This window comes from Xenorhabdus bharatensis, from assembly GCF_037996705.1.
Classification (GTDB): domain Bacteria; phylum Pseudomonadota; class Gammaproteobacteria; order Enterobacterales; family Enterobacteriaceae; genus Xenorhabdus; species Xenorhabdus bharatensis.
Genome location: NZ_JBBMXG010000015.1, coordinates 56,940 through 78,808, shown reverse-complemented (window position 1 = coordinate 78,808; position 21,869 = coordinate 56,940). Strand labels below are relative to the sequence as shown.

General features: G+C 44.5%; 20 protein-coding genes. 5 read left to right on the top strand and 15 right to left on the bottom strand.

Features of this window, described 5'->3' with window-relative positions:
• Positions 1-6: 6 nt before the first annotated feature.
• Positions 7-1,248 (bottom strand): molybdopterin molybdotransferase MoeA, encoded by a 1,242-nt coding sequence (gene moeA / locus AAC855_RS14810; RefSeq protein ID WP_340610591.1) that lies wholly within the window; start codon positions 1,246-1,248, stop codon positions 7-9.
• A 206-nt stretch (positions 1,249-1,454) separates the two neighbouring features.
• On the opposite strand from moeA, the gene AAC855_RS14805 reads away from it, so the two are divergent.
• From AAC855_RS14805 to yeiB, 3 genes are all read left to right on the top strand, one after another.
• Positions 1,455-2,639, top strand: a complete 1,185-nt coding sequence (locus AAC855_RS14805) for a YbfB/YjiJ family MFS transporter (protein ID WP_422824393.1) — start codon at positions 1,455-1,457, stop codon at positions 2,637-2,639.
• A 201-nt stretch (positions 2,640-2,840) separates the two neighbouring features.
• Positions 2,841-3,509, top strand: a complete 669-nt coding sequence (gene folE, locus AAC855_RS14800; RefSeq protein ID WP_340610589.1) for a GTP cyclohydrolase I FolE — start codon at positions 2,841-2,843, stop codon at positions 3,507-3,509.
• A 15-nt stretch (positions 3,510-3,524) separates the two neighbouring features.
• Entirely contained in the window at positions 3,525-4,694 is a 1,170-nt protein-coding gene (gene yeiB, locus AAC855_RS14795; protein ID WP_340610587.1) for a DUF418 domain-containing protein YeiB, read from the top strand.
• A gap of 33 nt (positions 4,695-4,727) precedes the next feature.
• Here yeiB and sanA read toward each other — a convergent pair whose 3' ends face one another.
• From sanA to AAC855_RS14760, 7 genes are all read right to left on the bottom strand, one after another.
• Positions 4,728-5,450, bottom strand: coding sequence for an outer membrane permeability protein SanA (gene sanA / locus AAC855_RS14790; protein ID WP_340610585.1), 723 nt, complete (start codon positions 5,448-5,450; stop codon positions 4,728-4,730).
• Positions 5,451-5,598: 148 nt separating this feature from the next.
• Positions 5,599-7,296 (bottom strand): NAD-dependent malic enzyme, encoded by a 1,698-nt coding sequence (locus AAC855_RS14785; protein ID WP_340610583.1) that lies wholly within the window; start codon positions 7,294-7,296, stop codon positions 5,599-5,601.
• Between the two features lie 248 nt (positions 7,297-7,544).
• Positions 7,545-8,429: a cytidine deaminase gene (gene cdd, locus AAC855_RS14780; protein WP_340610582.1), complete on the bottom strand. Its 885-nt coding sequence runs from the start codon at positions 8,427-8,429 to the stop codon at positions 7,545-7,547.
• A gap of 300 nt (positions 8,430-8,729) precedes the next feature.
• Entirely contained in the window at positions 8,730-9,425 is a 696-nt protein-coding gene (locus AAC855_RS14775; protein WP_340610581.1) for a CidB/LrgB family autolysis modulator, read from the bottom strand.
• Positions 9,419-9,898, bottom strand: a complete 480-nt coding sequence (locus AAC855_RS14770; protein WP_340610580.1) for a CidA/LrgA family protein — start codon at positions 9,896-9,898, stop codon at positions 9,419-9,421. The genes AAC855_RS14775 and AAC855_RS14770 overlap by 7 nt, the downstream gene beginning before the upstream one ends.
• A 139-nt stretch (positions 9,899-10,037) precedes the next feature.
• Complete coding sequence (metG, locus tag AAC855_RS14765) at positions 10,038-12,065, bottom strand: methionine--tRNA ligase (RefSeq protein ID WP_340610579.1); 2,028 nt, start codon at positions 12,063-12,065, stop codon at positions 10,038-10,040.
• 188 nt (positions 12,066-12,253) lie between these two features.
• Entirely contained in the window at positions 12,254-13,531 is a 1,278-nt protein-coding gene (locus tag AAC855_RS14760; protein WP_340610578.1) for an MFS transporter, read from the bottom strand.
• A 413-nt stretch (positions 13,532-13,944) separates the two neighbouring features.
• On the opposite strand from AAC855_RS14760, the gene apbC reads away from it, so the two are divergent.
• Entirely contained in the window at positions 13,945-15,057 is a 1,113-nt protein-coding gene (apbC, locus tag AAC855_RS14755; RefSeq protein ID WP_340610577.1) for an iron-sulfur cluster carrier protein ApbC, read from the top strand.
• 154 nt (positions 15,058-15,211) lie between these two features.
• Here apbC and yiaA read toward each other — a convergent pair whose 3' ends face one another.
• Positions 15,212-15,673: an inner membrane protein YiaA gene (gene yiaA / locus AAC855_RS14750; RefSeq protein WP_340610575.1), complete on the bottom strand. Its 462-nt coding sequence runs from the start codon at positions 15,671-15,673 to the stop codon at positions 15,212-15,214.
• A gap of 140 nt (positions 15,674-15,813) precedes the next feature.
• A complete protein-coding gene (locus AAC855_RS14745; protein ID WP_340610574.1) occupies positions 15,814-16,413 on the bottom strand; it encodes a glutathione S-transferase family protein in 600 nt (199 codons plus the stop codon).
• Positions 16,414-16,663: 250 nt separating this feature from the next.
• Between AAC855_RS14745 and AAC855_RS14740 the strand changes: the two genes are divergently transcribed.
• On the top strand, positions 16,664-17,401 hold the full coding sequence (locus tag AAC855_RS14740; protein WP_340610573.1) for a hypothetical protein: 738 nt from the start codon (positions 16,664-16,666) through the stop codon (positions 17,399-17,401).
• A 129-nt stretch (positions 17,402-17,530) separates the two neighbouring features.
• Here the strand turns inward: AAC855_RS14740 and AAC855_RS14735 are convergent, their stop codons facing one another.
• The 5 genes from AAC855_RS14735 to AAC855_RS14715 form a co-directional block, all read right to left on the bottom strand.
• Positions 17,531-17,821: a DUF3817 domain-containing protein gene (locus tag AAC855_RS14735; RefSeq protein WP_340610572.1), complete on the bottom strand. Its 291-nt coding sequence runs from the start codon at positions 17,819-17,821 to the stop codon at positions 17,531-17,533.
• 13 nt (positions 17,822-17,834) lie between these two features.
• The gene (locus tag AAC855_RS14730) at positions 17,835-18,251 is read right to left on the bottom strand and encodes a DoxX family protein (RefSeq protein WP_340610571.1); all 417 of its coding nucleotides are present in this window, start codon (positions 18,249-18,251) and stop codon (positions 17,835-17,837) included.
• A gap of 361 nt (positions 18,252-18,612) precedes the next feature.
• A complete protein-coding gene (locus AAC855_RS14725; protein ID WP_340610570.1) occupies positions 18,613-19,416 on the bottom strand; it encodes an HpcH/HpaI aldolase family protein in 804 nt (267 codons plus the stop codon).
• Between the two features lies 1 nt (position 19,417).
• Positions 19,418-20,476 carry an Ldh family oxidoreductase gene (locus AAC855_RS14720; protein ID WP_340610569.1) on the bottom strand — a complete coding sequence of 353 codons (1,059 nt, stop codon included), beginning with the start codon at positions 20,474-20,476 and terminating at the stop codon, positions 19,418-19,420.
• Positions 20,473-21,861 (bottom strand): phenylacetate--CoA ligase family protein, encoded by a 1,389-nt coding sequence (locus AAC855_RS14715; protein ID WP_340610568.1) that lies wholly within the window; start codon positions 21,859-21,861, stop codon positions 20,473-20,475. The genes AAC855_RS14720 and AAC855_RS14715 overlap by 4 nt, the downstream gene beginning before the upstream one ends.
• Between the last annotated feature and the right edge of the window lie 8 nt (positions 21,862-21,869).

Here is a 21,869-nt window from a genome sequence, read left to right as displayed (position 1 = left end):
AATCATTTATTGATTTTTCAGCAGTTGGTTGAAAAATTCTATCTGTACTGTTTCTCCCGCTGCAACCGAGCCGCGCTCCCGTTCAAGTACAATAAAACAATTGCCGAGACTATATGAGCTGAAGATATGGGAACCCTGATGGCCGGTTGTTTTGACTTCTAATTCACCCTGTTCATTTACTACCGCGATCCCGCGTTGGAAATCCAGCCTGCCGGGCGATTTTTTCAACGGTGTAACTGCTTTGGCATTAAGCCGAATAGGGGGCTGCCATGAACTGAAGCCGGACAGGTGTGCAATCAGAGGTTGCACTAACTGATAGAAGGTCAGAACCGCAGATACCGGGTTGCCCGGCAAGCCACAAAACCACGCCTTTTCCAGTTTACCGAAAGCAAAAGGTTTACCGGGTTTAATGGCTAATTTCCAGAAGCTAATCTGGCCCATCTCATCCAGAATTTGTTTAGTGTAATCGGCTTCACCTACGGAAACCCCACCACTACTGATAACCAGATCGGCAAGATCGTTAGCCTGAACAAAAGCATGGCGCAGAGCATCAGGATCATCCCGAATAACACCGAGGTCGATAACGTCACAATCCAGTTTTTCCAGCATCAGGCGAACGGCAAAACGGTTAGTGTCATAAATTTGTCCGGCTTGTAATGGCTCACCAATGGCTTGTAACTCATCACCGGTAGAAAAAACAGCAACTTTTAATTTGCGGAACACTTCAACCTTTGCAATCCCCAGCGAGGCAAGCAGAGGCAATTGTGCGGTAGACAGCTTGATGCCTTGTGGCAGAACCGCTGTATTCTGAGCAATATCTTCGCCAATAGTGCGGATGTTCTGCCCCTGACGAACCGGATGCGTAAACCGGATGCCTGTTTCTGTTGTTTCTGTGTGCTCTTGCATAACAACGGCATCAGTACCCGCGGGGATGGGGGCGCCAGTCATAATTCGGATGCAGGTACCGGCGGGCCATTCCCCCTGAAATGGGACACCAGCCAGCGCTTTTCCGGCCTGCGGTAAAGTCTGTGTTTCGTTCAAATCGGTAAGGCGAATGGCATAACCATCCATCGCTGAGTTATCAAAAGGGGGAACATTAATGGGGGAAATAATATCTGTGGCAGTAATGCGGCCTGCTGAGTGCATCAGGCTGATTGTTTCTGTTTCAGTGAGAGAAGCTGTTTGGGCCAGTAGTTTTTCTAACGCTTGTTCGAGTGAAATTAAGCCCGAGGTATAACAATGATCCATGAAAACTCCCAATGTGCGGCAAATAGCATGATGGCATTATGGCAAAGATCCTTTTAATGGGAAATTGTTATACCGAATAGATTACGGCTTGAAAGATAAAAGAAAGCGGTGCGGTGTGATTAATAAAAGATGTATATCATATTCATGATTTGCTATAACTAAATTACGACAATTAAAACAAACAATTACATGAAAGTTTAATCACTATGAGTAACCAAATAACAACCGCTGATAATAGTCACTATCTGGCTATTCAAATTGCATTGAGCGGCTTTCTTGCTCTAGTTGTTGCGATGGGAATAGGGCGCTTTACCTTCACGCCACAAGTTCCACTGATGATTGCTGAATCACAATTCACGCTGACGGAAGCCGGGATTGTGGCTGCATTTAATTACCTTGGCTACTTTGCGGGTTCTTACGATGCGATGCGGGCAAAACGGTTGGTGGAATATCGTTTATGGGGAGGCTTATGGGGTGCAGTCATTATTACACTTCTGTCAGCCCTGCTTGACGGCCCGGTATTACACAGTATTGCCCGCTTTTTTATTGGCTGGGCGAGTGGCTGGACATTGGTATTGGTAGCTGCATGGTCAAACGATGAACTGGCAAAACTGAATCGTCCGGGGTTAAGTGCCGCGGTTTTTGCCGGAACAGGGATTGGTATTCTGGTCAGTGGAGTGCTGGCGGTAGGGATTCAATCGTGGGGTATGGATGCGGCTCAGGCATGGGTTATTTATGGCATTCTGGCGTTATTGTGCAGTGTTTATGCCAGTCGTTATTTACCACGCCGGGGAGAATTGCATCGTCCACAAACGGCAATGAAAAAACTGGCTTTAACGCCTGAAATTAAGCGGCTGGTATGGAGTTACACACTAGCCGGATTTGGCTATATTCTACCCGCCACATTTCTTTCTCAAATGGCTTCAGAACGTTTTCCCGGTAGTTTGTTTGCACAGTTTGTCTGGCCGATATTCGGAGGTGCATCCGTTATCGGTATTGCGTTGGGGATTCTGTTGCGCCATGTCTCAACCGCTCAAATTCGTCTGGCTATCACACTCTGGCTTCAGGCGCTGGGTATATTGGTGGCAGAAGTTGTTCCCGGGATCAGTGGCCTTGTCATCGGTGCATTTCTGGTGGGAGGCGGGTTTATGTGTGTGGTGCAACTGGCATTGCTGTATGGGCGCGAACTGGCTCCCAGCCATACTCATTATATGGCCGGGCTATTAACAACCGGCTATGCGCTGGGGCAATTGGTCGGGCCGATGCTATCAGCTATTTCGACATGGCTGACTGGTAAGTTGGAACCGGCGCTCTATGTTGCATTTATTGGCTTGGTTATTGCGGGATTGCTGGTATTTAATCGCAATAAGAGCCCTCATGAACAATCCTGAGTTTGCGCATTGGTGCTGTGCAGGTATAGTTATGCGCCTGCCTGACAGGGTTCAGGATGCAGCCTGTCAGGCGACAATTTGAATGTTGGCAGGTATAGCTATTCGATATTCAATGTTGATATAGTTGTTCGTGGTAACAATGTGAGCAAATGTCCCATCAATGGATATCATGTAATGGAAGTATTATCTTTGGAGAATTCGATGTCATCCTTAAGTACAGAAGCCGCGCTGGTGCATTCGGCACTAGTTGAGCGTGGTCTTGAAACCCCACTGCGTGAACAGACTTTAGAGCCTGAAGTGCGAAAAGTCCGCATTGAGGAACACATGACAGAAATTATGAAGCTGTTAAACCTCGATTTGAGTGATGACAGCTTGGCAGATACGCCGGGTCGTATTGCAAAGATGTACGTGGATGAAATATTTTCAGGTTTGGATTACAGAAATTTTCCGAAAATCACGTTGATAGAAAATAAAATGAAAGTTGATGAGATGGTGACAGTGCGGGATATCACACTGACCAGTACTTGCGAACACCATTTTGTGACTATCGATGGGAAAGCCACTGTAGCTTATATTCCTAAGGATAAAGTGATTGGGTTATCGAAAATTAACCGCATCGTCCAGTTTTTTGCGCAACGCCCACAGGTACAAGAACGATTGACTCAGCAAATTTTGATTGCACTTCAGGCTCTGCTTGGCACAAATAATGTTGCTGTTTCCATTGATGCTGTGCACTACTGTGTAAAGGCACGTGGTATCCGTGATGCTACCAGTACCACAACGACCACATCTCTTGGCGGTTTGTTTAAGTCCAGTCAAAATACACGACAGGAATTTTTGCGTGCCGTGCGTCATCTGCACTTATCGTGATGAACCTGTATTACTATGACAAGTAGTAAATTAAATAATGGGGCAGCGAGCCATAGGATTACAGTGCTTGATAGCGTACGTGGTTTCGCTGTTCTGGGTATATTGTTACTGAATATCTCAGGCTTTGCGTTGCCCTATGCCGCTTATACTAATCCCTTTTATAAAGATAACGTCGATGTTCTATTTTCTGATTTATTAACATGGTCTGCCCTGAACACGTTTGCTCAGGGAAAATTTTTATTTATTTTAACGTTGTTATTTGGCGCATCACTTGAATTATTGAGGCAGCGGGATCGCGACTGGAATCGTTGCAGATTAATGATTCTGGCTGTTATTGGTTTATTACACGGAATTTTGCTATGGGATGGCGATATCCTGCTGTCATATGGTCTGGTTGGCCTTCTGGCATTGCATTGGATCAATAAGCGTCCCAATTTATTCAAACAGGGCATTGTTTTATATTTATTCGGATTGATGATGTTCTATCTATTGGGGTTATTTCCGGTAGAGGAAAACAGTACTTTCTGGCATCCGTTAGAGCAGGATATTTTGCATGAAAGTTACTGGAAAACCCACGGCGGGTTAGTAGCGATAGAACACCGTATAAATCAGATCAGTGGCATGATGATAGTGACTATTGTGCAGTATAGCTGGCAGATAATAGGAACTATGCTTTGTGGCGCAATGTTATTACGTAATGGTTGGCTGAAGGGCATGTACAGCCTTCATCACTATCGTCGTGCGGCTTTGTCGCTGTTTATCATTGGTTTGCTGATTCAGTCTCTCGCTCTGTCAGTATTGTATTTATATCCTTACAGTTATTTCATTGCATGGACTGTTCGCCAGACCATCACTGAATTAGCGACACCATTTATAGCATTATCGTATGTGGCGCTGATATATGGGTTCTGGCCGATGATATCCCGTTGTCGAGTCGTTTTCTGGCTACAGCAGGTTGGCAGAATGGCACTGAGCTGCTATTTGATGCAGACTCTAATCTGCACCACAATTTTTTATCATTTAGGGCTGTTTAATCAATTTGCCCGCTGGGAACTGTTAATATTCGTTCCTTTTATCTGGGGATGTAATATCGGGTTTGCCTGCTGGTGGTTAAAACGTTATCAGCAAGGGCCTGTTGAAAAACTCTGGCGGGTACTGACCAGAAAACTGCAAGAGAGATTTTAAACGATTAAGAGCCTATCTTTCGATAATAGGCTCTTATTTGCTGCGATTCTTGGTTCCCATCTCCTTTAACTCTTCTGGCGATACCGCAGGATAGCCTTCAATGCCTGTAGGGGCGATCTGCTGGCTGGGAATGGGGGTTAAAGGCCCCAGAAAACGAGGTTCACGTTTTAAGATATACAGGTCAGCCCAAGCACCAAGGCGGGCAAATACTTCACGAAAACGTATCGTCATCATATTCTTAGGGGAAGAGACGGCATAACATTGCGCTTCTATGCCCATATGCATCGCAATAAAGAGGGCTCGTTCACAATGGAAACGTTGGGTGATAATGGTGAAGTCATTGGTATCAAATACCTTGCGAGTTCTGACAACCGAATCTAATGTCCGGAAACCCGCAAAATCCATCACGATTTTAGAGGCCGGAATACCCGCTTTAATGAGATCCCTTCGCATCGTATTGGGTTCATTATAGCTGTGTTGAGCATTATCTCCGCTTAATAGCAGGTATTTAACTTTTTCACTGTTATAAGCGTTAACCGCTCCCTGAATGCGATAGAAATAATATTGATTATAGGTACCGGCTTTATAATATTTGGACGTGCCCAAAACCATGCCGACTTCTCGTTCCGGAAGTTGTCTGAGGTCATCAAAAATGTAGGGAGCCGTTTTCCAGCTGATCCAGCGATCAAGCATAATGGCTGATAGTATAAAAACAGCTATTATGAGGATTAGGCTGGTAATTAGATGCTTCCACATTATTTTTGCCTTTTATATAACGATGAACAAGTCATTAAAGGCTACTTTACTTGGAATATTGAAGCAAGTGTTGGATTAATCACATTAATATAAAGATGTTTTGTAGGATAAAAATGCCTGCCAGTATTTTCGGCAGGCATTAAGATGATCAGAATGATGTGCGTTTATAGATGCGATATTCTGGTTTCCAGAAATTACGCTCAATCGCTTCTTCCAGAGCGTCTTCTGAAGTGACTGTTGCGACACCCTGAATCTGGGCTTTTTTCGCCACTTCTTTGGCTATTTTGCGGGAAACATCCTGAATGTCATCAATCAATGGCAGTAATGGGCCAGAGCCGGTTTGTGCCAGAGGAGAACAGTCTGCCAATGCGCGGCTTGCTGCCATTAACATGTCATCTGTTACACGTTTGGCTCCTGAAGCAATAACACCTAACCCGATACCCGGGAAGATATAAGAGTTATTACACTGGGCAATCGGGAATTCCTGACCTTCATACTGTACTGGTGAGAATGGGCTACCTGTTGCAACCAACGCTTTGCCTTCCGTCCAGTTAATAATGTCTTCCGGACGGGCTTCTACGCGGGATGTCGGGTTAGACAACGGCATGACAATCGGGCGCTCACAGTGCTTATGCATTTCACGGATAATTTCTTCAGTGAACAGACCAGACTGACCAGAAACACCAATCAGAACAGTTGGTTTGGCGTTACGGACAACATCCATTAATGACAGAATGTCTTTGTCGACATCCCAAGATTGCAGGGCGCTGCTTTTCTGAACCAGTACGCTTTGGAAATCCAACAGATTTGGTTGCTTATCAGTGAGTAACCCAAAGCGGTCGACCATGAATACACGGGCACGGGCCTGCTCATCACTCAGACCTTCTGATTTCATCTGTGCGATGATCTGCTCCGCAATACCGCAACCCGCAGAACCTGCACCGAGGAAGGTGACCGTCTGGTCTTTCAATTGACGGCCAGCGGCACGGCTGGCAGCAATCAGGCTGCCAAGAGCGACAGCAGCAGTACCCTGAATATCATCATTGAAGCAGCAAAGGTCATTACGGTAGCGGGTCAGCAGCGGCATGGCATTGTTCTGAGCAAAGTCTTCGAATTGCAACAAAACATTTGGCCAGCGGCGTTTTACTGCCTGAATGAATTCATCTACGAAGTCATCATATTCTTTGCCGGTAATACGCGGATGGCGCCAGCCCATATAGAGCGGGTCGTTCAGACGCTGCGGATTGTTTGTCCCTACATCCAGTACGACAGGCAGGGTATAAGCAGGACTGATCCCGCCACAGGAGGTATATAACGATAATTTACCGATAGGGATCCCCATACCACCAATTCCCTGATCACCAAGCCCCAGAATACGCTCACCGTCGGTCACAACGATAACTTTAACATTCTGTTTGGTGGCATTTTGCAGCATGTCATCAATATAAGCCCGGTTCGGATAGGAAATGAACAAACCACGGGCACGGCGATAAATATCAGAAAAATGTTCACACGCTTCACCGACGGTTGGCGTGTAAATGATAGGCATCATTTCGCTGAGATGTGCGTCAAGGAGCCGGTAGAAAAGAGTTTCGTTGGTATCCTGAATATTCCTCAAATAAATATGTTTATCCGCATCATTTTTAAAATCGCGGTATTGGCGATAGGCGCGTTCTGCCTGCTCTTCTATTGTTTCAACCGCTTGAGGCAATAAGCCATGCAGATTGAAATTGCTGCGTTCTTCTTCCGTAAAGGCGCTGCCTTTGTTTAGCAGGGGAAACTCCAACAGGATGGGGCCAGCGTAGGGAATATAAAGAGGACGTTTACTTTCGTGTTCCAGTTCCATGATGCTTACTCTTTGGACTAATCAATAACAAAATCGGCTACATATACTTCGTCTTTCAAGTTGCCTCTTTGTTGGCTGTGATGCATCTTGAAATCCATTGTGTATAGATCCTAAGAAGATAAAAAAATAAGTACAGTAAATGTTACTTAAATATGTTTATCATGAGCAAAAATGAGAGATAACATACAGAATTGGCTAATTAAATGTTATTTAATTTCTCACTTTTGCCCGAAAATCTTGCAGGATGGTCAGAATGTGTGGCGTTCCGTGTGTTTGCAGCCGAGGAAATTTAAAGTCGCTTCGGTTGCGTTCCACTGGGACAGGTGACCATTTTGCCCCTCAACAAGTATTGCCCGTTTGATCGAATGGCAATCACTTCCTGACATATTCATCAATATCAGCGCTGCTTGTAAAGGTGGCAAGCTTGGATTAAATGCCGCATTTTCTGCATAGCGGCCAGTATAAACGCGATCTTGTTCATCTATCAGGGCAACGCCGGAGTGGGATTGACTATAGGGTGCATGGCTCTGATTTGCAGCATTTAATGCGGCCAGCACGAATTCATCTTCGGTATCGAGCTGATAGCCGTGGTGGGTGTTATCCAGCAGAAAATGAGTGACAGATAAGTCACGTGGGCCAAATGCTTCTGGCAGATAATCGGCCAGTGTCAGGCGTGGACGATCAGGTAAACAGATTTCCAACTGTGTTCCGCTGTTTAACTCATTCATAAACTGACGACAGTGACCACAGGGAGAGTAATTAATGGTGATGGATGCCAATTTTTTCTCGCCACGTAACCAGGCATGCGTAATGGCTGATTGTTCGGCATGAACCGTTTGCTGTAATGGAACACCTGTAAACTCCATATTCGCACCAAAATAGAGGTTGCCGCTCTCTCCCCGTGCGATAGCACCAACATGAAAATTTGAGATGGGGGAAATGGCACAGGCCGCAGCGAGTGGTAGCAGGGCAAGTGCCAGTGCATGATCATCAAGGCCACAGGTCTGCTTAATTAACTCCACCTGCTCTGCTGTCAGCATAGCTGGAAAATCGTCATTACCGATATAGGGCAATAACGCCTTTTGCAATTCAGGCGTGATTTCTGACCAGATAGCATGAAAACGAGCTTGCATAAAATAATCTCCAAATTAATTAAAGGTTATTCTAGGATGAGTGCTCAGGTTTGTAATGTGATGTATGCCATATAATTCATGAAATATTTGTAACAAAAATATTATTTTAGTTACTTATGTCAAATTTTTACTATCAGAATGAGTTTTCGGGTGATTATACCCAATGGATTTCGAGTTGCTTCGCGGCGGCAAGGGAGTTCATCCCCGGGAACATAGATAACCGTATGTTTATAAAAACGGTGACTGGGGTGAATGAGGGCAGCCAACAAAGAAACAGCTTGAAAGACGAAGGGTATATCACTAACCGAACAGGTGTAGTAGCACAGGAAACAAAAACGGCGCCACCAGCGAAGTGATAACTCCACAAGTCATCAGTGCCAGTGAACTATATGCCCCTTCCACATGATCTATCTCTGCACATCGTGCTGTCCCGACGGCATGGGAAGCTGTTCCCATCGCCAGACCTCTGGAGGCTTTAGTTTTAATCTTTAATACATTAAACAGATTGTGACCAAAAATGGCACCCAGAATACCGACAGCAATTACACAGGCAGCACTGATTGCCGGAATACCACCAATAGAATGAGCTACAGCCATAGCGATAGGGGTTGTGACTGATTTCGGCAATATTGAAGCCGCGATTTCAGGTGTGGCTCCTGCCCATAAAGCGATAGCAGTACCTGTTATCATTGCAGTAATGCTGCCGATGAAACAAATACTGATGAGGGATTTCCACTGAGCCCGGATTTGGTGGAGTTGTTCGTACAGCGGAAAGGCCAGTGCAACAACGGCAGGTTGTAATAAATCATTCAATATTCCACTACCGGCAAAATAGTGCTTATAAGGTGTGTGAGTTAACAGCAGCAGAGGAATAATCACGGCCATTGATATCAATAATGGATTGAACACAGGCAATTTAAGCCGAACGGCTAACTTTTTGGCAACATAAAAAACAGACAGAGTTAATGGGAGTGACCACCAGATATGGTTTAGCATTTTTTGTTTCCTTCCTGTTGTGAGCTCTCTGTTTGTGATTGATGACTTTCTAGTGGCTCCTCTTGTAATAGTTGATCTGTCTGGCGGGTACCAATAATAGTCCGTTCACGATGGATATAGTGAGAACTGTAAGCGACGGTAATCATGACAATAACGGTACTGATGATACAGGAAAGCGCGATCGGGACTATCTGTTGGCTGAGTTGTGGATAATACTGCATGACACCAACCCCGATAGGTAAAAAGAGCAGCGTCATATTTTTTATCAATAAATTACAGCCCGGTTTTACCCAATGAGCGGGGATAATCTGGAGCGCCAGTAAACAGAACAGAAGAAGTAAGCCAATAATGCTGCCGGGAAGAGAGAAGGGGAGATGTGCTGAGGTGAAGTTTCCGACAATGAGGCATAAATAGAGCAAGGCAAATGCCCGTAAATATTGCCAGCCGATCAGCAACACGTTCAGGAAAGACATAACATATAATTCCTCAGTATAAAGAGGGTCATCATACGACTAATCTTATAAATGTGCTACACGTCACATTAAAAAGCGGGCTTTAAAAAACCCGCATTTTTATTTTTAGTGTGAATTTTCAACCAGATTGTGCTGATAATTATTTAACCTGCATACCCGGCTGGGCACCGCTATCCGGGCTTAACAGGAAAATGTCTTTTCCGCCGGGGCCTGCTGCCATCACCATGCCTTCCGAAATACCAAAACGCATTTTACGTGGAGCAAGGTTAGCAACCATAACCGTCAGGTGGTTTTCCAGTACTTTCGGATCTGGATAAGCAGAGCGAATACCAGAGAAGACCTGACGAGTTTCACCGCCAAGGTCGAGAGTTAATTTCAGCAGCTTATCGGAACCATCAACAAAATCAGCCTGTTTAATTAATGCGATACGCATATCAACTTTGGCGAAATCATCAAATGTGATGGTATCTTGAATAGGATCATCAGCCAGAGGGCCTGTCACGGTTTTTTGTGGCTGAATGCTCTCTTTGGAATCCACCACCATAGCTTCAACTTTAGCCATTTCGATACGGTTAAACAGTGCCTTAAATGGTGAAACAGGATGACTCAACAGTGGCTGTGAAATTCCATCCCAAGTCAGTTCAGTATTCAGGAATGCTTCTGCACGTTCAGCCAGACCCGGCAGAATGGGTTTCAGGTAAGTCATCAGGACGCGGAACAGGTTAATGCCCATTGAGCAGACAGCCTGAAGATCGGCGTCGCGGCCTTCTTGTTTTGCGATAACCCATGGTGCTTGTTCATCAACATAACGGTTGGCGAGATCTGCCAGCGCCATGATTTCACGTACCGCTTTACCAAATTCGCGATTAGTGAAATCTTCTTCGATGCCCTGTGCTGCATCAACAAACTTTTGGTACAAAGCAGGATCAGCAAGTTTATCTGCTAGTTTGCCGCCAAAACGTTTATTGATGAAACCTGCATTACGCGAAGCTAAGTTAACAACTTTATTGACGATGTCACTGTTGACGCGCTGAACAAAATCTTCCAGATTCAGATCGATATCATCGATACGGGAAGAGAGTTTTGCCGCGTAGTAATAACGCAGGCAATCTGCATCCAGATGTTTTAGATAAGTTTCCGCCTTGATGAAAGTACCACGGGACTTGGACATCTTAGTGCCGTTGACAGTAATGTAACCGTGAACAAACACGTTAGTTGGTTTACGGTAATTGCTGCCTTCCAGCATGGCAGGCCAGAACAGGCTATGGAAATAGACGATATCTTTACCGATAAAGTGGTAGAGATCAGTTTTAGAATCTTTTTCCCAGAATTCGTCAAAACTCAGGTCATCACGCTTGTTACACAGATTCTGGAATGAACCCATATAACCGATAGGCGCATCCAGCCAGACATAAAAATATTTACCCGGCTCATCAGGGATCTCAAAACCGAAATAAGGCGCATCGCGGGTGATATCCCATTGTTGCAGACCGGATTCAAACCACTCCTGCATTTTATTTGCGACCTGCTCTTGCAGAGTGCCGGAACGCGTCCACTGTTGCAGCATATCGCTGAATGCCGGTAGGTCGAAGAAGAAATGCTCAGTTTCACGCATTTCTGGTGTTGCACCGGATACCACTGAACGCGGGTTGATCAACTCTGTCGGAGCATAAGTCGTTCCGCACACTTCGCAGTTATCGCCATACTGATCTTCCGACTTACATTTCGGACAGGTTCCTTTAACGAAACGATCCGGTAGAAACAGGCTTTTTTCCGGATCGAACAGCTGAGAAATCGTTCTGTTCTTGATGTAACCGTTTTTCTTCAGTTTCAGATAAATTTCGGATGCAAGCGCTCTGTTTTCTTCGCTGTGTGTAGAGTGATAGTTATCATAACTGATCGCAAAACCAGCAAAATCCTGTTGATGCTCCAGATGCACTTTGTCGATCATTTCTTCTGGCGTGATCCCGGCTTGCTGAGCTTTCAGCATGATTGGTGTGCCGTGGGCATCGTCAGCACAGACAAAGTGAACCTCTTTGCCGCGCATTCGATGATAACGAACCCAAATATCAGCCTGAATGTGTTCTAAAATGTGACCGAGATGAATTGGACCGTTAGCATAGGGTAACGCACAGGTCACCAATAATTTTTTCGCGACTTGAGACATAGTTAGGATCTGACTTCCATAAATTAAAAAGGGTTTTTGATGTTACCTGATAAGGAGCATTGCCGCTAGGGGAGGTTGACATTTCAGGAAGGATTTTAAGTAGCATGATGTCCGGTATTACTGTCTTTGCCAAAAATCGTCTTTGCCAAAAAACGATGATACCGAGTCATCATGCCAGTATGTTTAACTCACTTATCCTGAAATTGAACGCTGACTGATTTAAATGTGCCGCGCTTAATTACACTGAGTAACCATCTTAGAAATCCCGGGATCTGTAGTAGGATCATAAATCCGAATGCTGCTTGATATGCGATATGAGGATAGTGTCCGGCTGCATCGACAGGCCAAAAACCGATGATCACACCGAACACAGTTTGTATGAGAAAAGTGCCAAAGAGAATAAGCAGATTAAGGCAGGTAGAAGCCCGCCCGGTCATAGCAGGTGATACACTCTGTGCCACGATAGAGTATTCCAGGCCAGCAATGGCGCTTATCAAAGTAAAACCGACAGAGAGTAGCGGTAATAACGGGAGAATGTTGAAAAGACATAAAACTTGTATCATCAGAAACAACGAAATACCTATTCCGCCAACTTCCATAGGTTTAATATTGAATTTATCAGCCCATTCAGTGATAGCACCGACAGAAAGTGAGCCGATAATGCCTGCTCCCATTCCTATAAACAGGTAGACCGAAGTAAGCTTATTGCTGTAATGCCCTACATCCTGTAACCATTTTCCCATCCACAATCCTTGTAGCCCGAAAGCAACCGTATGGGGAAGTAATAACAAGCTGATGACTTTGCGAAAGGTGTGATCTTTGTAAACTTCAATTATCGAGGTAATCCTTGGCCACTTCACCATTTTATGTTCAGTTGGGTCTTTGGGAACCCATATTGCGGTAGCTACCATAACAATCAGTGTTACACCAGCCATCGCAAAAAATAGCGTTCGCCAGGAAACAAAACCTAACAGCCAGGCAACCGGCAATGTCGACAGCATAGCGCCTAATCCCCCGGCAGCCAGTAGGTACCCATAAATAGAGGGGAGTTTATTGTCAGGGACCCAAAAAGAAAGCACTTTGACCGAACCCATAAAGCAGGCGGCTAATCCCAATCCAATAAGGATCCTGGCGAGTAATAATGTCGTGAAGTCTTGCCCAATGCCAAATAGTAACGCTCCCACCACGGCAATACCTAAAAGAAACAGTTGCACTCGTTTTGGGCCATAGCGATCAAGGGCCAGTCCGACGGGTAGTTGCGCTAGGGAAAATGAAAAAAAGTAAGCACTTGATAGGATTCCGAGTTGTCCTGCGGACAATGTCATTGCTGAAATCAAAAAAGGTGTTAAGACCGCATTTATATTTCGGAACAGGAATGATATGCCGTGCCCGAATGCAAAAGGCAAAAATACATGAGTCATTACTTTAGACGTGTTTACTTGTCGAGCCGATGATATTTCAGCCATGATAATACCTTAATTTTAAGCAATATTATTCGGAATGAATTGAGTTAGTTTTGTCTCCACCTTTTCGTTTCTCACCGTGCTTTGGGGTAAACTTACAGCCAGAGCTAAGGATGTAACGGGATTTACGTTTATCGCAGGTCATTTGTGTGTTTGGTTCTCCGCTCAAGGGGACACCAACATCAACAAATGCAAGAAACGCCTGACGTCTTCGCAGGAATAAGGCGAAAGAGATTCGGGTGATTATTAAGTCGAACTCTTCAATGAAGTAACAATGATGAACATAAAACGTTAACAGACTTCAGAACAATGCGAGAACTTCATCACTTTTGTTTGTGCCCTTATCGCAAGCTGTTTGCTTCTGTTATGATGACCAGACAGTTTGAGGTTGAAAAAGAAAATGAAAAGGAGCCGGGATGAACTCACAATCCCCCGAGCAGACCAATCCTGACCTGCTGAAAGAAAGCGTTGCGAAAATATTGGCAGCATTTAAGCATCCTACATTAGAACAAGATTTAATGACTCTGAAAGCACTGCATCATTGCACTGTGCTTGATGGAGTTCTGCATATTGAACTTATGATGCCGTTCGTATGGAAACGGGCCTTTGGAGCACTGAAAGAAGAAACTACTCAACTCTTGCAGGATGCGACTGGCGCAAAAGGCGTTGAATGGCGGCTTTCCCATGATATTTGCACATTACGTCGGGCCAATAATTTGCCGGGAATTAATGGCGTCCGTAATATTCTGGCGGTCAGTTCAGGAAAAGGTGGTGTGGGGAAATCCAGCACGGCGGTAAATCTGGCGCTGGCTTTAGCACAGGAAGGGGCAAAAGTAGGTATTTTGGATGCAGATATTTACGGCCCATCCGTTCCCAGTATGCTTGGAACAGCCAAAGAACGTCCTACTTCACCGGATGGTCAGCATATGGCACCTATTATGGTGCATGGTATGGCGACCAATTCTATTGGTTACCTTGTCACCGATGATAACGCGATGGTTTGGCGTGGCCCGATGGCAAGTAAGGCGCTTATGCAGATGTTACAGGATACCTTGTGGCCGGATCTGGACTATCTGGTCATTGATATGCCGCCGGGAACGGGGGATATTCAGTTAACACTCTCGCAGAATATTCCGGTAACTGGCGCGTTAGTGGTTACCACTCCACAGGATATCGCCCTGATTGATGCCATGAAAGGTATTGTGATGTTCCAGAAAGTCAGTGTGCCGGTATTGGGTATTATTGAAAATATGAGCACACATATCTGTAATAACTGTGGGCATCATGAAGCGATTTTTGGCACAGGGGGGGCTGAAAAGCTGGCGGAAAAATATGAGTGCCAGTTACTAGGTAAGATCCCACTGCATATTTCTCTGCGTGAAGACCTTGATCGTGGAGAGCCTACAGTTATCAGCCAGCCTGATAGCCAGTTTGCCGATATTTACCGGGAAATTGCCGCTAATATTGCTGCTCAAATGTACTGGCAGGGAGAAAAAATCCCGACGGAAATTTCTTTCCGGGCAGTTTGATGTCAGGCGTTGGCGTGAGACTCATTCCATTAAACGCGGCTTTAATCAATTTGTTCTCGTCTTACCGTCGCATTAGACAGACTTTTGTAAGGGAGTCTGTCTAAACCCCCTTAATTTTCAGCAAACAGGGCACAGCTTAACGCTGGCCTTTTCTTCAATCATCTTCACTGATTGATTTAGAATTAACTTCTTTTTTCATTGGTGATTTAGTCAGTTCCATATCCCTGATATTTTTTTGTACAGCAATAGAGCCGAATAAACACAGGAAAAAAGCAATCCCATAGAACCCTTTTTCACTTGGCAGTAAGTCAGCATTAAACAAACCAATAGCGATTAATGCTATAGAGGAAAAGAAAGCGATAATACAAGCAATATAATAGGCTCGTGTTGTTGGTATATTATCAGCTTTATCTCTGACTGTTTTTTGTATTGAAATTGAAGAAAATAATCCTAAAATGAGTATTGCAAAATAATACCCTTTTTCATTTAACATCATCTCTGAACGCCAAAGCCCTGAGAGATAAACAACTATTCCACCAATAACTGCAATCCAAGAAATTACGTTAAAGGCATTAAATTCTGTAAATTTATTATCTGACGAGGTGCTATCCTTCACAAGAATAATCTCCATAAATTAAAGTTAAACTATCCTATACCAAAGTGATTAAACTTAGGAACTACTTAATGAGATTTTTTATTTATTATGAAAAAGTGTAATGTTAAAAATTCTGTTAATATTAGGTTTCTTCTGTCAGTTTACTGATTGTTTTTCTCTTGGGCTTTTAAATATGATACCCGATTTGTTGCTCTGCTGATGTAATCGTTGATAGTCGGGCTTATGCTGATACCACCGAATTTAGCCCAAAGAAGCGTATGCGACATAAAAATATCCGCTAAGGTAAAGCTATTACCTGCAATCCACTCAAGACCTTCATCAAATTTCAGCTGGTTGATGACTTTCTCGGATTCTTTTTTAAAATAATTAACTAATTCTAAAGAGCGTTTTTCTTCGGGGATAAACATTAGTTGTTTTAGTAAATTCCAGATTGGCGACTCTAAATCTGTAAGCGCAAAACTAAGCCAGGAATTGATAATTGCTCTTTCTTTTAAATCAGTCGAATAAAAGCTTTTTTGGGGGTATTTTTCGCATAAATAAAGACATATCGCTAATGTTTCTTCTATTGATATATCGCCATCAATCATAAAAGGGACTTTTCCTCGAGAGTGAGGAGATGTAATGCTGGGGTTGTTATTAAGTAAATCAACTTTGATCGTATCGTAGGACGATACACCAAGTTCTTCTAATACCCATAAAACTCTTAATGAACGGCTTTTAGGAAAGGTATATATTTGCATGTGAGTTCCTTAATCGGATAGGTAAAATAACATACATATTCTGAAGTTTAGATGCAAATAAGGCTAGTGGTAATAGGTTTACGGGATATATTTATACACAATGGATTTCAAGATGCATCGCGGCGGCAAGAGAGAGAATCCCCAGGAGCATAGATAACCGTATGTTTATAAAAACGGTGACCGAGGTGAGCGAGCGCAGCCAACAAAGAGGCAACTTGAAAGACGAAGTGTATAGGTTAGGACGAATATAATGAAAAGAATAGGTGCTTTATTTTTTGTGGTTGTCTCTTTCCCTTTGATGGCGAGCGAAACCTTAAACGTAATCAAACCAACCGTATTAGTTGCGTTGAAAGAAGAGAGTGAGCAATATCTGGGTGTATGTAACGCGCTAAAAAATAAGTGTGAACGTGAGGCTAAAATCTGGAAAGCGAGAGGGGTAGAGGATGTATTTTATTTCACAAACCCATCACTTGAACTTATCAAGATTCGAAAGGTAAACGGCGCTTACATTCAAGATGGATTATGGGAGTTTGGTGGTTATAAACATAGTAGTGAGGGGTTTGATCCTGATGAATTGAATGATAACGGTGTTTATATATATCCGGCATTATACCCATTGAGTAAGACTAAGCAGGCTGTCGCCTTGGTTTCGAATTGGGGAGTAGGATATTCTGGTGGTGGTCTTGAATACGAATCTGCTGATTTCGTGATGCTTAATAACGATGGTTCATATGAAACGGCATTTAAAGATATCCCTTTTTCATCAATGCAAATGATAAGGGCATGTTTTTATGAAGAGGATTATGCAAAAAATTTGCATTGCCATGATGGATGGTGGAACATTTTGAATCTGAAATTTATCGATGATGGTAAAGAGTATTATTCCTATAAATTTATCCAAAAGTCATATGATTGGCCCTCATTTACAGATAAATCATCAATCAAGGTTGAGATAAGTGAAAGTATAGAATATCCATTTCAGCAATAAGTTATTTTACAGCCTGTAAAACAACCATCCTATTGCTTAGGAGCTTGATTTTTTGGTTAGCTATCGAATACGTACCTTCTTTCGGGACATATCAATACCCCTTTCTACGAAAGGGGATTTTTACTATTACTATTGTTCATTTTTTAATTTTGCATCTAATACAAACGTACCAAATGGGATAACCGATGCAACAAGTGCACCAAATGACCATAAAGTTGATTTACGGTGAACGATGGCTACTTGAATTACGGCAAAGATGAACAGAATAAATAAAATACCGTGGGCCATTCCTGTCACTTTAACTGCTATTGGAAATCCCGCGAAATATTTTAACGGCATTGCTACAAATAATAGTAATAGGAAAGAAATCCCTTCTATGAATCCAGTTACTCTTAATCGTCCTATTGGTGTAGATAACATAAAATCGCCTCTTTTAATGTGTATTGAGTTTTTTTCTTAAATGGCTTGTTATTGCGGTTGCCAGCAACCCTCCGATCACCGTGGTATGCTCAAACGCAAAATAGAGTGAGATCTTGGCATGTTCGCCAGAAAAATTCCAAAAAGTATGGACAATAAAAATAGTTAACAAAAGAAAGAGAGCCAATGTAGCTGCACCAAGCCAGACAAAGCGATCTAATAAGATCAATATTGAGCCGAAAAGTAAGACGATTGCGGAAGCAATATTAAAAAACCAGTCAGGATGTAAACCCGCAGCCCGCATTTCTGCCAGACTGCCTTCGAAATCGAAAATCTTGGCAAGTCCCGATGGAACAAAAATAAACAAAATAAGTAATCGAGTGATAATCCATAGCCAAGAGCTTTCCAGAATGTTTTCAACAAACCGTTGCATAATTTCACCTTACAATTTTCAGGTAGAAGACACTGTTTTTCTCAACTTATAGAGAGTTTGACTTAATATTCTGTCAATGAGTGGAAACATCCAATAGACACCATAAAACCTCAAGTTAACTGGAGGTCAATATATACAATGGATTTCAAGGTGCGTTGAGCGGTAAGGGAGAGACAAATTCGTCGGGAACGAATTTGCCCAGCTAAAGGCTGGCCTCCGGTGAGAGGCAGGAGCCTCTCAGTCATCCCCCGGAACATAGATAACCGTATGTTGATAAAAACGGTGACTGGGGGAATTAGCGCAGCCGATAAAGAGGTAACCTGAAAGATGAAGTGTATATTATTCTAAAAAATGACATTATTTAAGCAGAGTCTGTGCCTTCAAGACCGTACATTTGTTGTTCCAGCCCGCTTGCAATGAGTTTGAGATCATTGCCGACAGCAATAAAACGAAACCCCTGACTGGCATAACGGTGAGCTAACTCGACACTGTTTGCGAATATACCCGGTGTTTTGCCGTGTTTATGACAGGCTTCAAGTACACACTCGAATGCTCGTTCCATCTCAGGGCTTTCTACCTGTCCGGCCTGCCCCAGATCACAGGCTAAATCGCCACTCCCGATGAATAGCACATCGATGCCATCAACGGCTGCGATTTCATCTGCGGCCGCCACCGCTCTGGCTGATTCGATTTGAACGATAGTAAGTAGTGAATCATTGGCTTCCGCAAAGTAGTCTGGCAGGCGTGAAAAATAACCGGAGCAGCGTATGGGATTGACCCCCCGTTTTCCTTTAGGCGGATAATAAACGCTGTCGGCGACCATTTTAGCCTCAGCGGCGGATTCCACCTTAGGCACCATCAACCCCATAGCTCCCGAGTCCAGCGCTGCCTCTATCTGCTGGCGGTCATTGCGTGCCACCCGAGCCATACCTGTGGAGCGAGATCCGTTCATCGCTTGTAACATTTGGATCAGATCGTGTCTGTCAGCCGGTGATGCTTCCATATCGACTAATAACCAGTCGGGGCCACGTACCGCACAACATTCTGCGATTAAAGAACTCGCTGAAACTAAAAACAGACCGAAACAGGTGAGGTTTTTTTCCAGCCGGTTCTTGCAGCGATTGTGTGCAGACAGCAGGGGATGGACTTCACTATTAAATTGCATATTAAAGCTCCTTTTGAATAACACCGGCAAGACGACGGATTTCGGCTAACACAGACGTTGGCAGTGATAACGTTAATGTATTTTTTGCCTCGTTATAGCGGGTAGCATAGCCTTCACCGGGCATCCGAGCCGGAGCCTCCGGGCGGCCTGAGTCACGGCAATAGTTCATGATAGCTTCCGCCTCGCTTCGGATCGTATCAACACCTCCCGGCATTCTGGATGGATCGATAACCAAAAACAGCCCACCGTTGCCGGGTGCATGCGGTCTGGCTACATGTCCGGCACCCGCAAGTGCGCCGCAGAATAATTCCATTGCTACGGCTAGCCCGTATCCTTTGTGTCCGGCAAGATTGCCTCCCAATGGCTGTATAGTTGCCCGGGGAGGGATGTCGTAGAGACAGGCAGGATCGAGTATGTCATTCTTTTCCGCATCGACCAGACAGCCGGGAGGCACTTGTTTTTCCTCTTGGTTGTGACGCCGGATAAAGCCTTCCGAGACAGTTGAAGTGCTCATATCTAATACAAAAGGATCAGCTGTGTTGGTTGGGAAGGCGAGCAACAGCGGGTTAGTACATAATCTCGCCAGATGACCGCCAATCGGAGCAACCCGTGCTCCATTTCCCTGATAGTTACTGAATCCTATAACAGCAAGGGGATGATCATTAAGGCCCGCCAGAGAACGGCCGATAGCCGCCAGTCTGCCGAGGTGGTGGGCGTCACGCAGGCAGGCGATAGCGATCCCATGCTCCAGAGCCAGTTTTTGCAATACGAGTATTAACTCTTGCCGCACCAAGACACCAAAGGTTCGACAGCCATCTACAATGGCGATGTTAGGCATAGTCAGCGATACAGCCGGAATAGTGGCAGGCTTAAGTACACCAGATTGAATATCGCCAATATAGTCTGCTAGCCTTAATACACCGTGGGAGGGGTAGCCTGTTAATTCATTTTCTAGCAGGTCATCCATCACCAGAGCTGCAACTTCCGGCGGTGTATTGGCCCGGATCAATGCAATCTGACCAAGCTCGCGCAATTCCTGAACGGCGATTTTAGTCTTCATGAGTTGACCGTCGTTTGGTTACTGGTGCCGATATCGCTGAGAGCCGAAACACATAGCCGGAACTTGCCGGTGGGGGAATCGGGCATTCTGTCCAGTTGTTCAAATTCTATGTGAAACGGGTAGCCAGCGTGATGATGGATGCGTTCTACAATTTCATCACAACGCTGTCGGGAAATACCTGTCGGTACCATTAGCCGGATGCGCAAGCTATCCAGACTATCCTGCACCACCTGAAACCACTCAATTTCCTCAAACCGCATGATCAAGAAAGAGAACAGATAAGCATCGATATAAGCGCCGTCCGGAGTCAGGATCAAATCCTGCTGTCGTCCCGCCACGTGACTCATGCGCGGAAGCCCAATCCCGGAGGTACAGTTGCCTGCCATCGGTGAGGCAAGATCACTGGTTTCGTAGCGAATCAGCGGCATGGCAAAGTTATTCAGCGTTGTCAGTACGACCCGACCAGTCTCACCCGGTTGGCAGGCACTACCATCATCGCGCAGGAATTCTTCCGCCACATTTTCCACTTGTATCAGCATACCATCGTGACGAGGGCTTTCGTGGGAGACAATATTTGTCTCGCGTGAGCCGTACTTGTCATAAACTTCGCAGCGGAATACCCGTTGCAGGCGTTCACGAATGATTGGAGGAAGTGGTTCTGATGTTCCTTGTATTGCACGTAATGCGGGTACACGTATAGATTCACGCTCCATTTGACGGGCAATCAAGTGCATTGCGTTGGTGTAAGTACTGATCAGTACCGGATTAAAACTGGCGAGATTCCGGGTAAATTCCCCGATTAATTCCGGTGATAATCGAAAAGTATTAAATTCACGCCGGTTGCTCAGGAGATTCTTCAGTCGATCGGAAACGCTTTTTAAGCTCCAATATATGGAGGAGCCCCACAACAAAGCAAACGGTTCACCGACTTTCCAGTTTGAGCACCACTGATAGGTTCTAAGCTGATGGGCACGCATCCATAGCCGGAAGTTAGCATCCTGAACGAAACAGGCACGTTTGCCTGTAGAACCACTGCTGTAGTTAGTTTGCAGCGTAGTATGGTCAGCCCGTGTCGAAATCAATTCAGCTTGATGTTGAGTTAATTCCTGTCTGGTCAACAAGGGTAATTTGGCGAGATCTGACAGGCTGTTAAAATCATCGGGTCTCAGGCCGCGCTCGTTAAAAACGCGGGTATAGTAGGGAACGCTTTCATAAGCATGTGTCAGTAATGTGTGCAATTTTTCCATTTGCAGTTTTCGGCATTCCCGCAGTGACAGGTATTGCGTTTCTTCCAGCCACTGCAATCGTTTTGCGACCTCGCCTTTACCCTGCATTTTTTCGCTTGCCCAGTATAGCTTGTTGGCCAGACTCGTATTTAGCTTCATAGTTTCCC

Excerpts from the sequence above, each read along its gene's own strand:
- moeA (WP_340610591.1), bottom strand. The coding sequence starts at position 1,248 with ATGGATCATTGTTATACCTCGGGCTTAATTTCACTCGAACAAGCGTTA.
- AAC855_RS14805 (WP_422824393.1), top strand. The coding sequence starts at position 1,455 with ATGAGTAACCAAATAACAACCGCTGATAATAGTCACTATCTGGCTATT.
- folE (WP_340610589.1), top strand. The coding sequence starts at position 2,841 with ATGTCATCCTTAAGTACAGAAGCCGCGCTGGTGCATTCGGCACTAGTT.
- yeiB (WP_340610587.1), top strand. The coding sequence starts at position 3,525 with ATGACAAGTAGTAAATTAAATAATGGGGCAGCGAGCCATAGGATTACA.
- sanA (WP_340610585.1), bottom strand. The coding sequence starts at position 5,450 with ATGTGGAAGCATCTAATTACCAGCCTAATCCTCATAATAGCTGTTTTT.
- AAC855_RS14785 (WP_340610583.1), bottom strand. The coding sequence starts at position 7,296 with ATGGAACTGGAACACGAAAGTAAACGTCCTCTTTATATTCCCTACGCT.
- cdd (WP_340610582.1), bottom strand. The coding sequence starts at position 8,429 with ATGCAAGCTCGTTTTCATGCTATCTGGTCAGAAATCACGCCTGAATTG.
- AAC855_RS14775 (WP_340610581.1), bottom strand. The coding sequence starts at position 9,425 with ATGCTAAACCATATCTGGTGGTCACTCCCATTAACTCTGTCTGTTTTT.
- AAC855_RS14770 (WP_340610580.1), bottom strand. The coding sequence starts at position 9,898 with ATGTCTTTCCTGAACGTGTTGCTGATCGGCTGGCAATATTTACGGGCA.
- metG (WP_340610579.1), bottom strand. The coding sequence starts at position 12,065 with ATGTCTCAAGTCGCGAAAAAATTATTGGTGACCTGTGCGTTACCCTAT.
- AAC855_RS14760 (WP_340610578.1), bottom strand. The coding sequence starts at position 13,531 with ATGGCTGAAATATCATCGGCTCGACAAGTAAACACGTCTAAAGTAATG.
- apbC (WP_340610577.1), top strand. The coding sequence starts at position 13,945 with ATGAACTCACAATCCCCCGAGCAGACCAATCCTGACCTGCTGAAAGAA.
- AAC855_RS14745 (WP_340610574.1), bottom strand. The coding sequence starts at position 16,413 with ATGCAAATATATACCTTTCCTAAAAGCCGTTCATTAAGAGTTTTATGG.
- AAC855_RS14740 (WP_340610573.1), top strand. The coding sequence starts at position 16,664 with ATGAAAAGAATAGGTGCTTTATTTTTTGTGGTTGTCTCTTTCCCTTTG.
- AAC855_RS14735 (WP_340610572.1), bottom strand. The coding sequence starts at position 17,821 with ATGTTATCTACACCAATAGGACGATTAAGAGTAACTGGATTCATAGAA.
- AAC855_RS14730 (WP_340610571.1), bottom strand. The coding sequence starts at position 18,251 with ATGCAACGGTTTGTTGAAAACATTCTGGAAAGCTCTTGGCTATGGATT.
- AAC855_RS14725 (WP_340610570.1), bottom strand. The coding sequence starts at position 19,416 with ATGCAATTTAATAGTGAAGTCCATCCCCTGCTGTCTGCACACAATCGC.
- AAC855_RS14720 (WP_340610569.1), bottom strand. The coding sequence starts at position 20,476 with ATGAAGACTAAAATCGCCGTTCAGGAATTGCGCGAGCTTGGTCAGATT.
- AAC855_RS14715 (WP_340610568.1), bottom strand. The coding sequence starts at position 21,861 with ATGAAGCTAAATACGAGTCTGGCCAACAAGCTATACTGGGCAAGCGAA.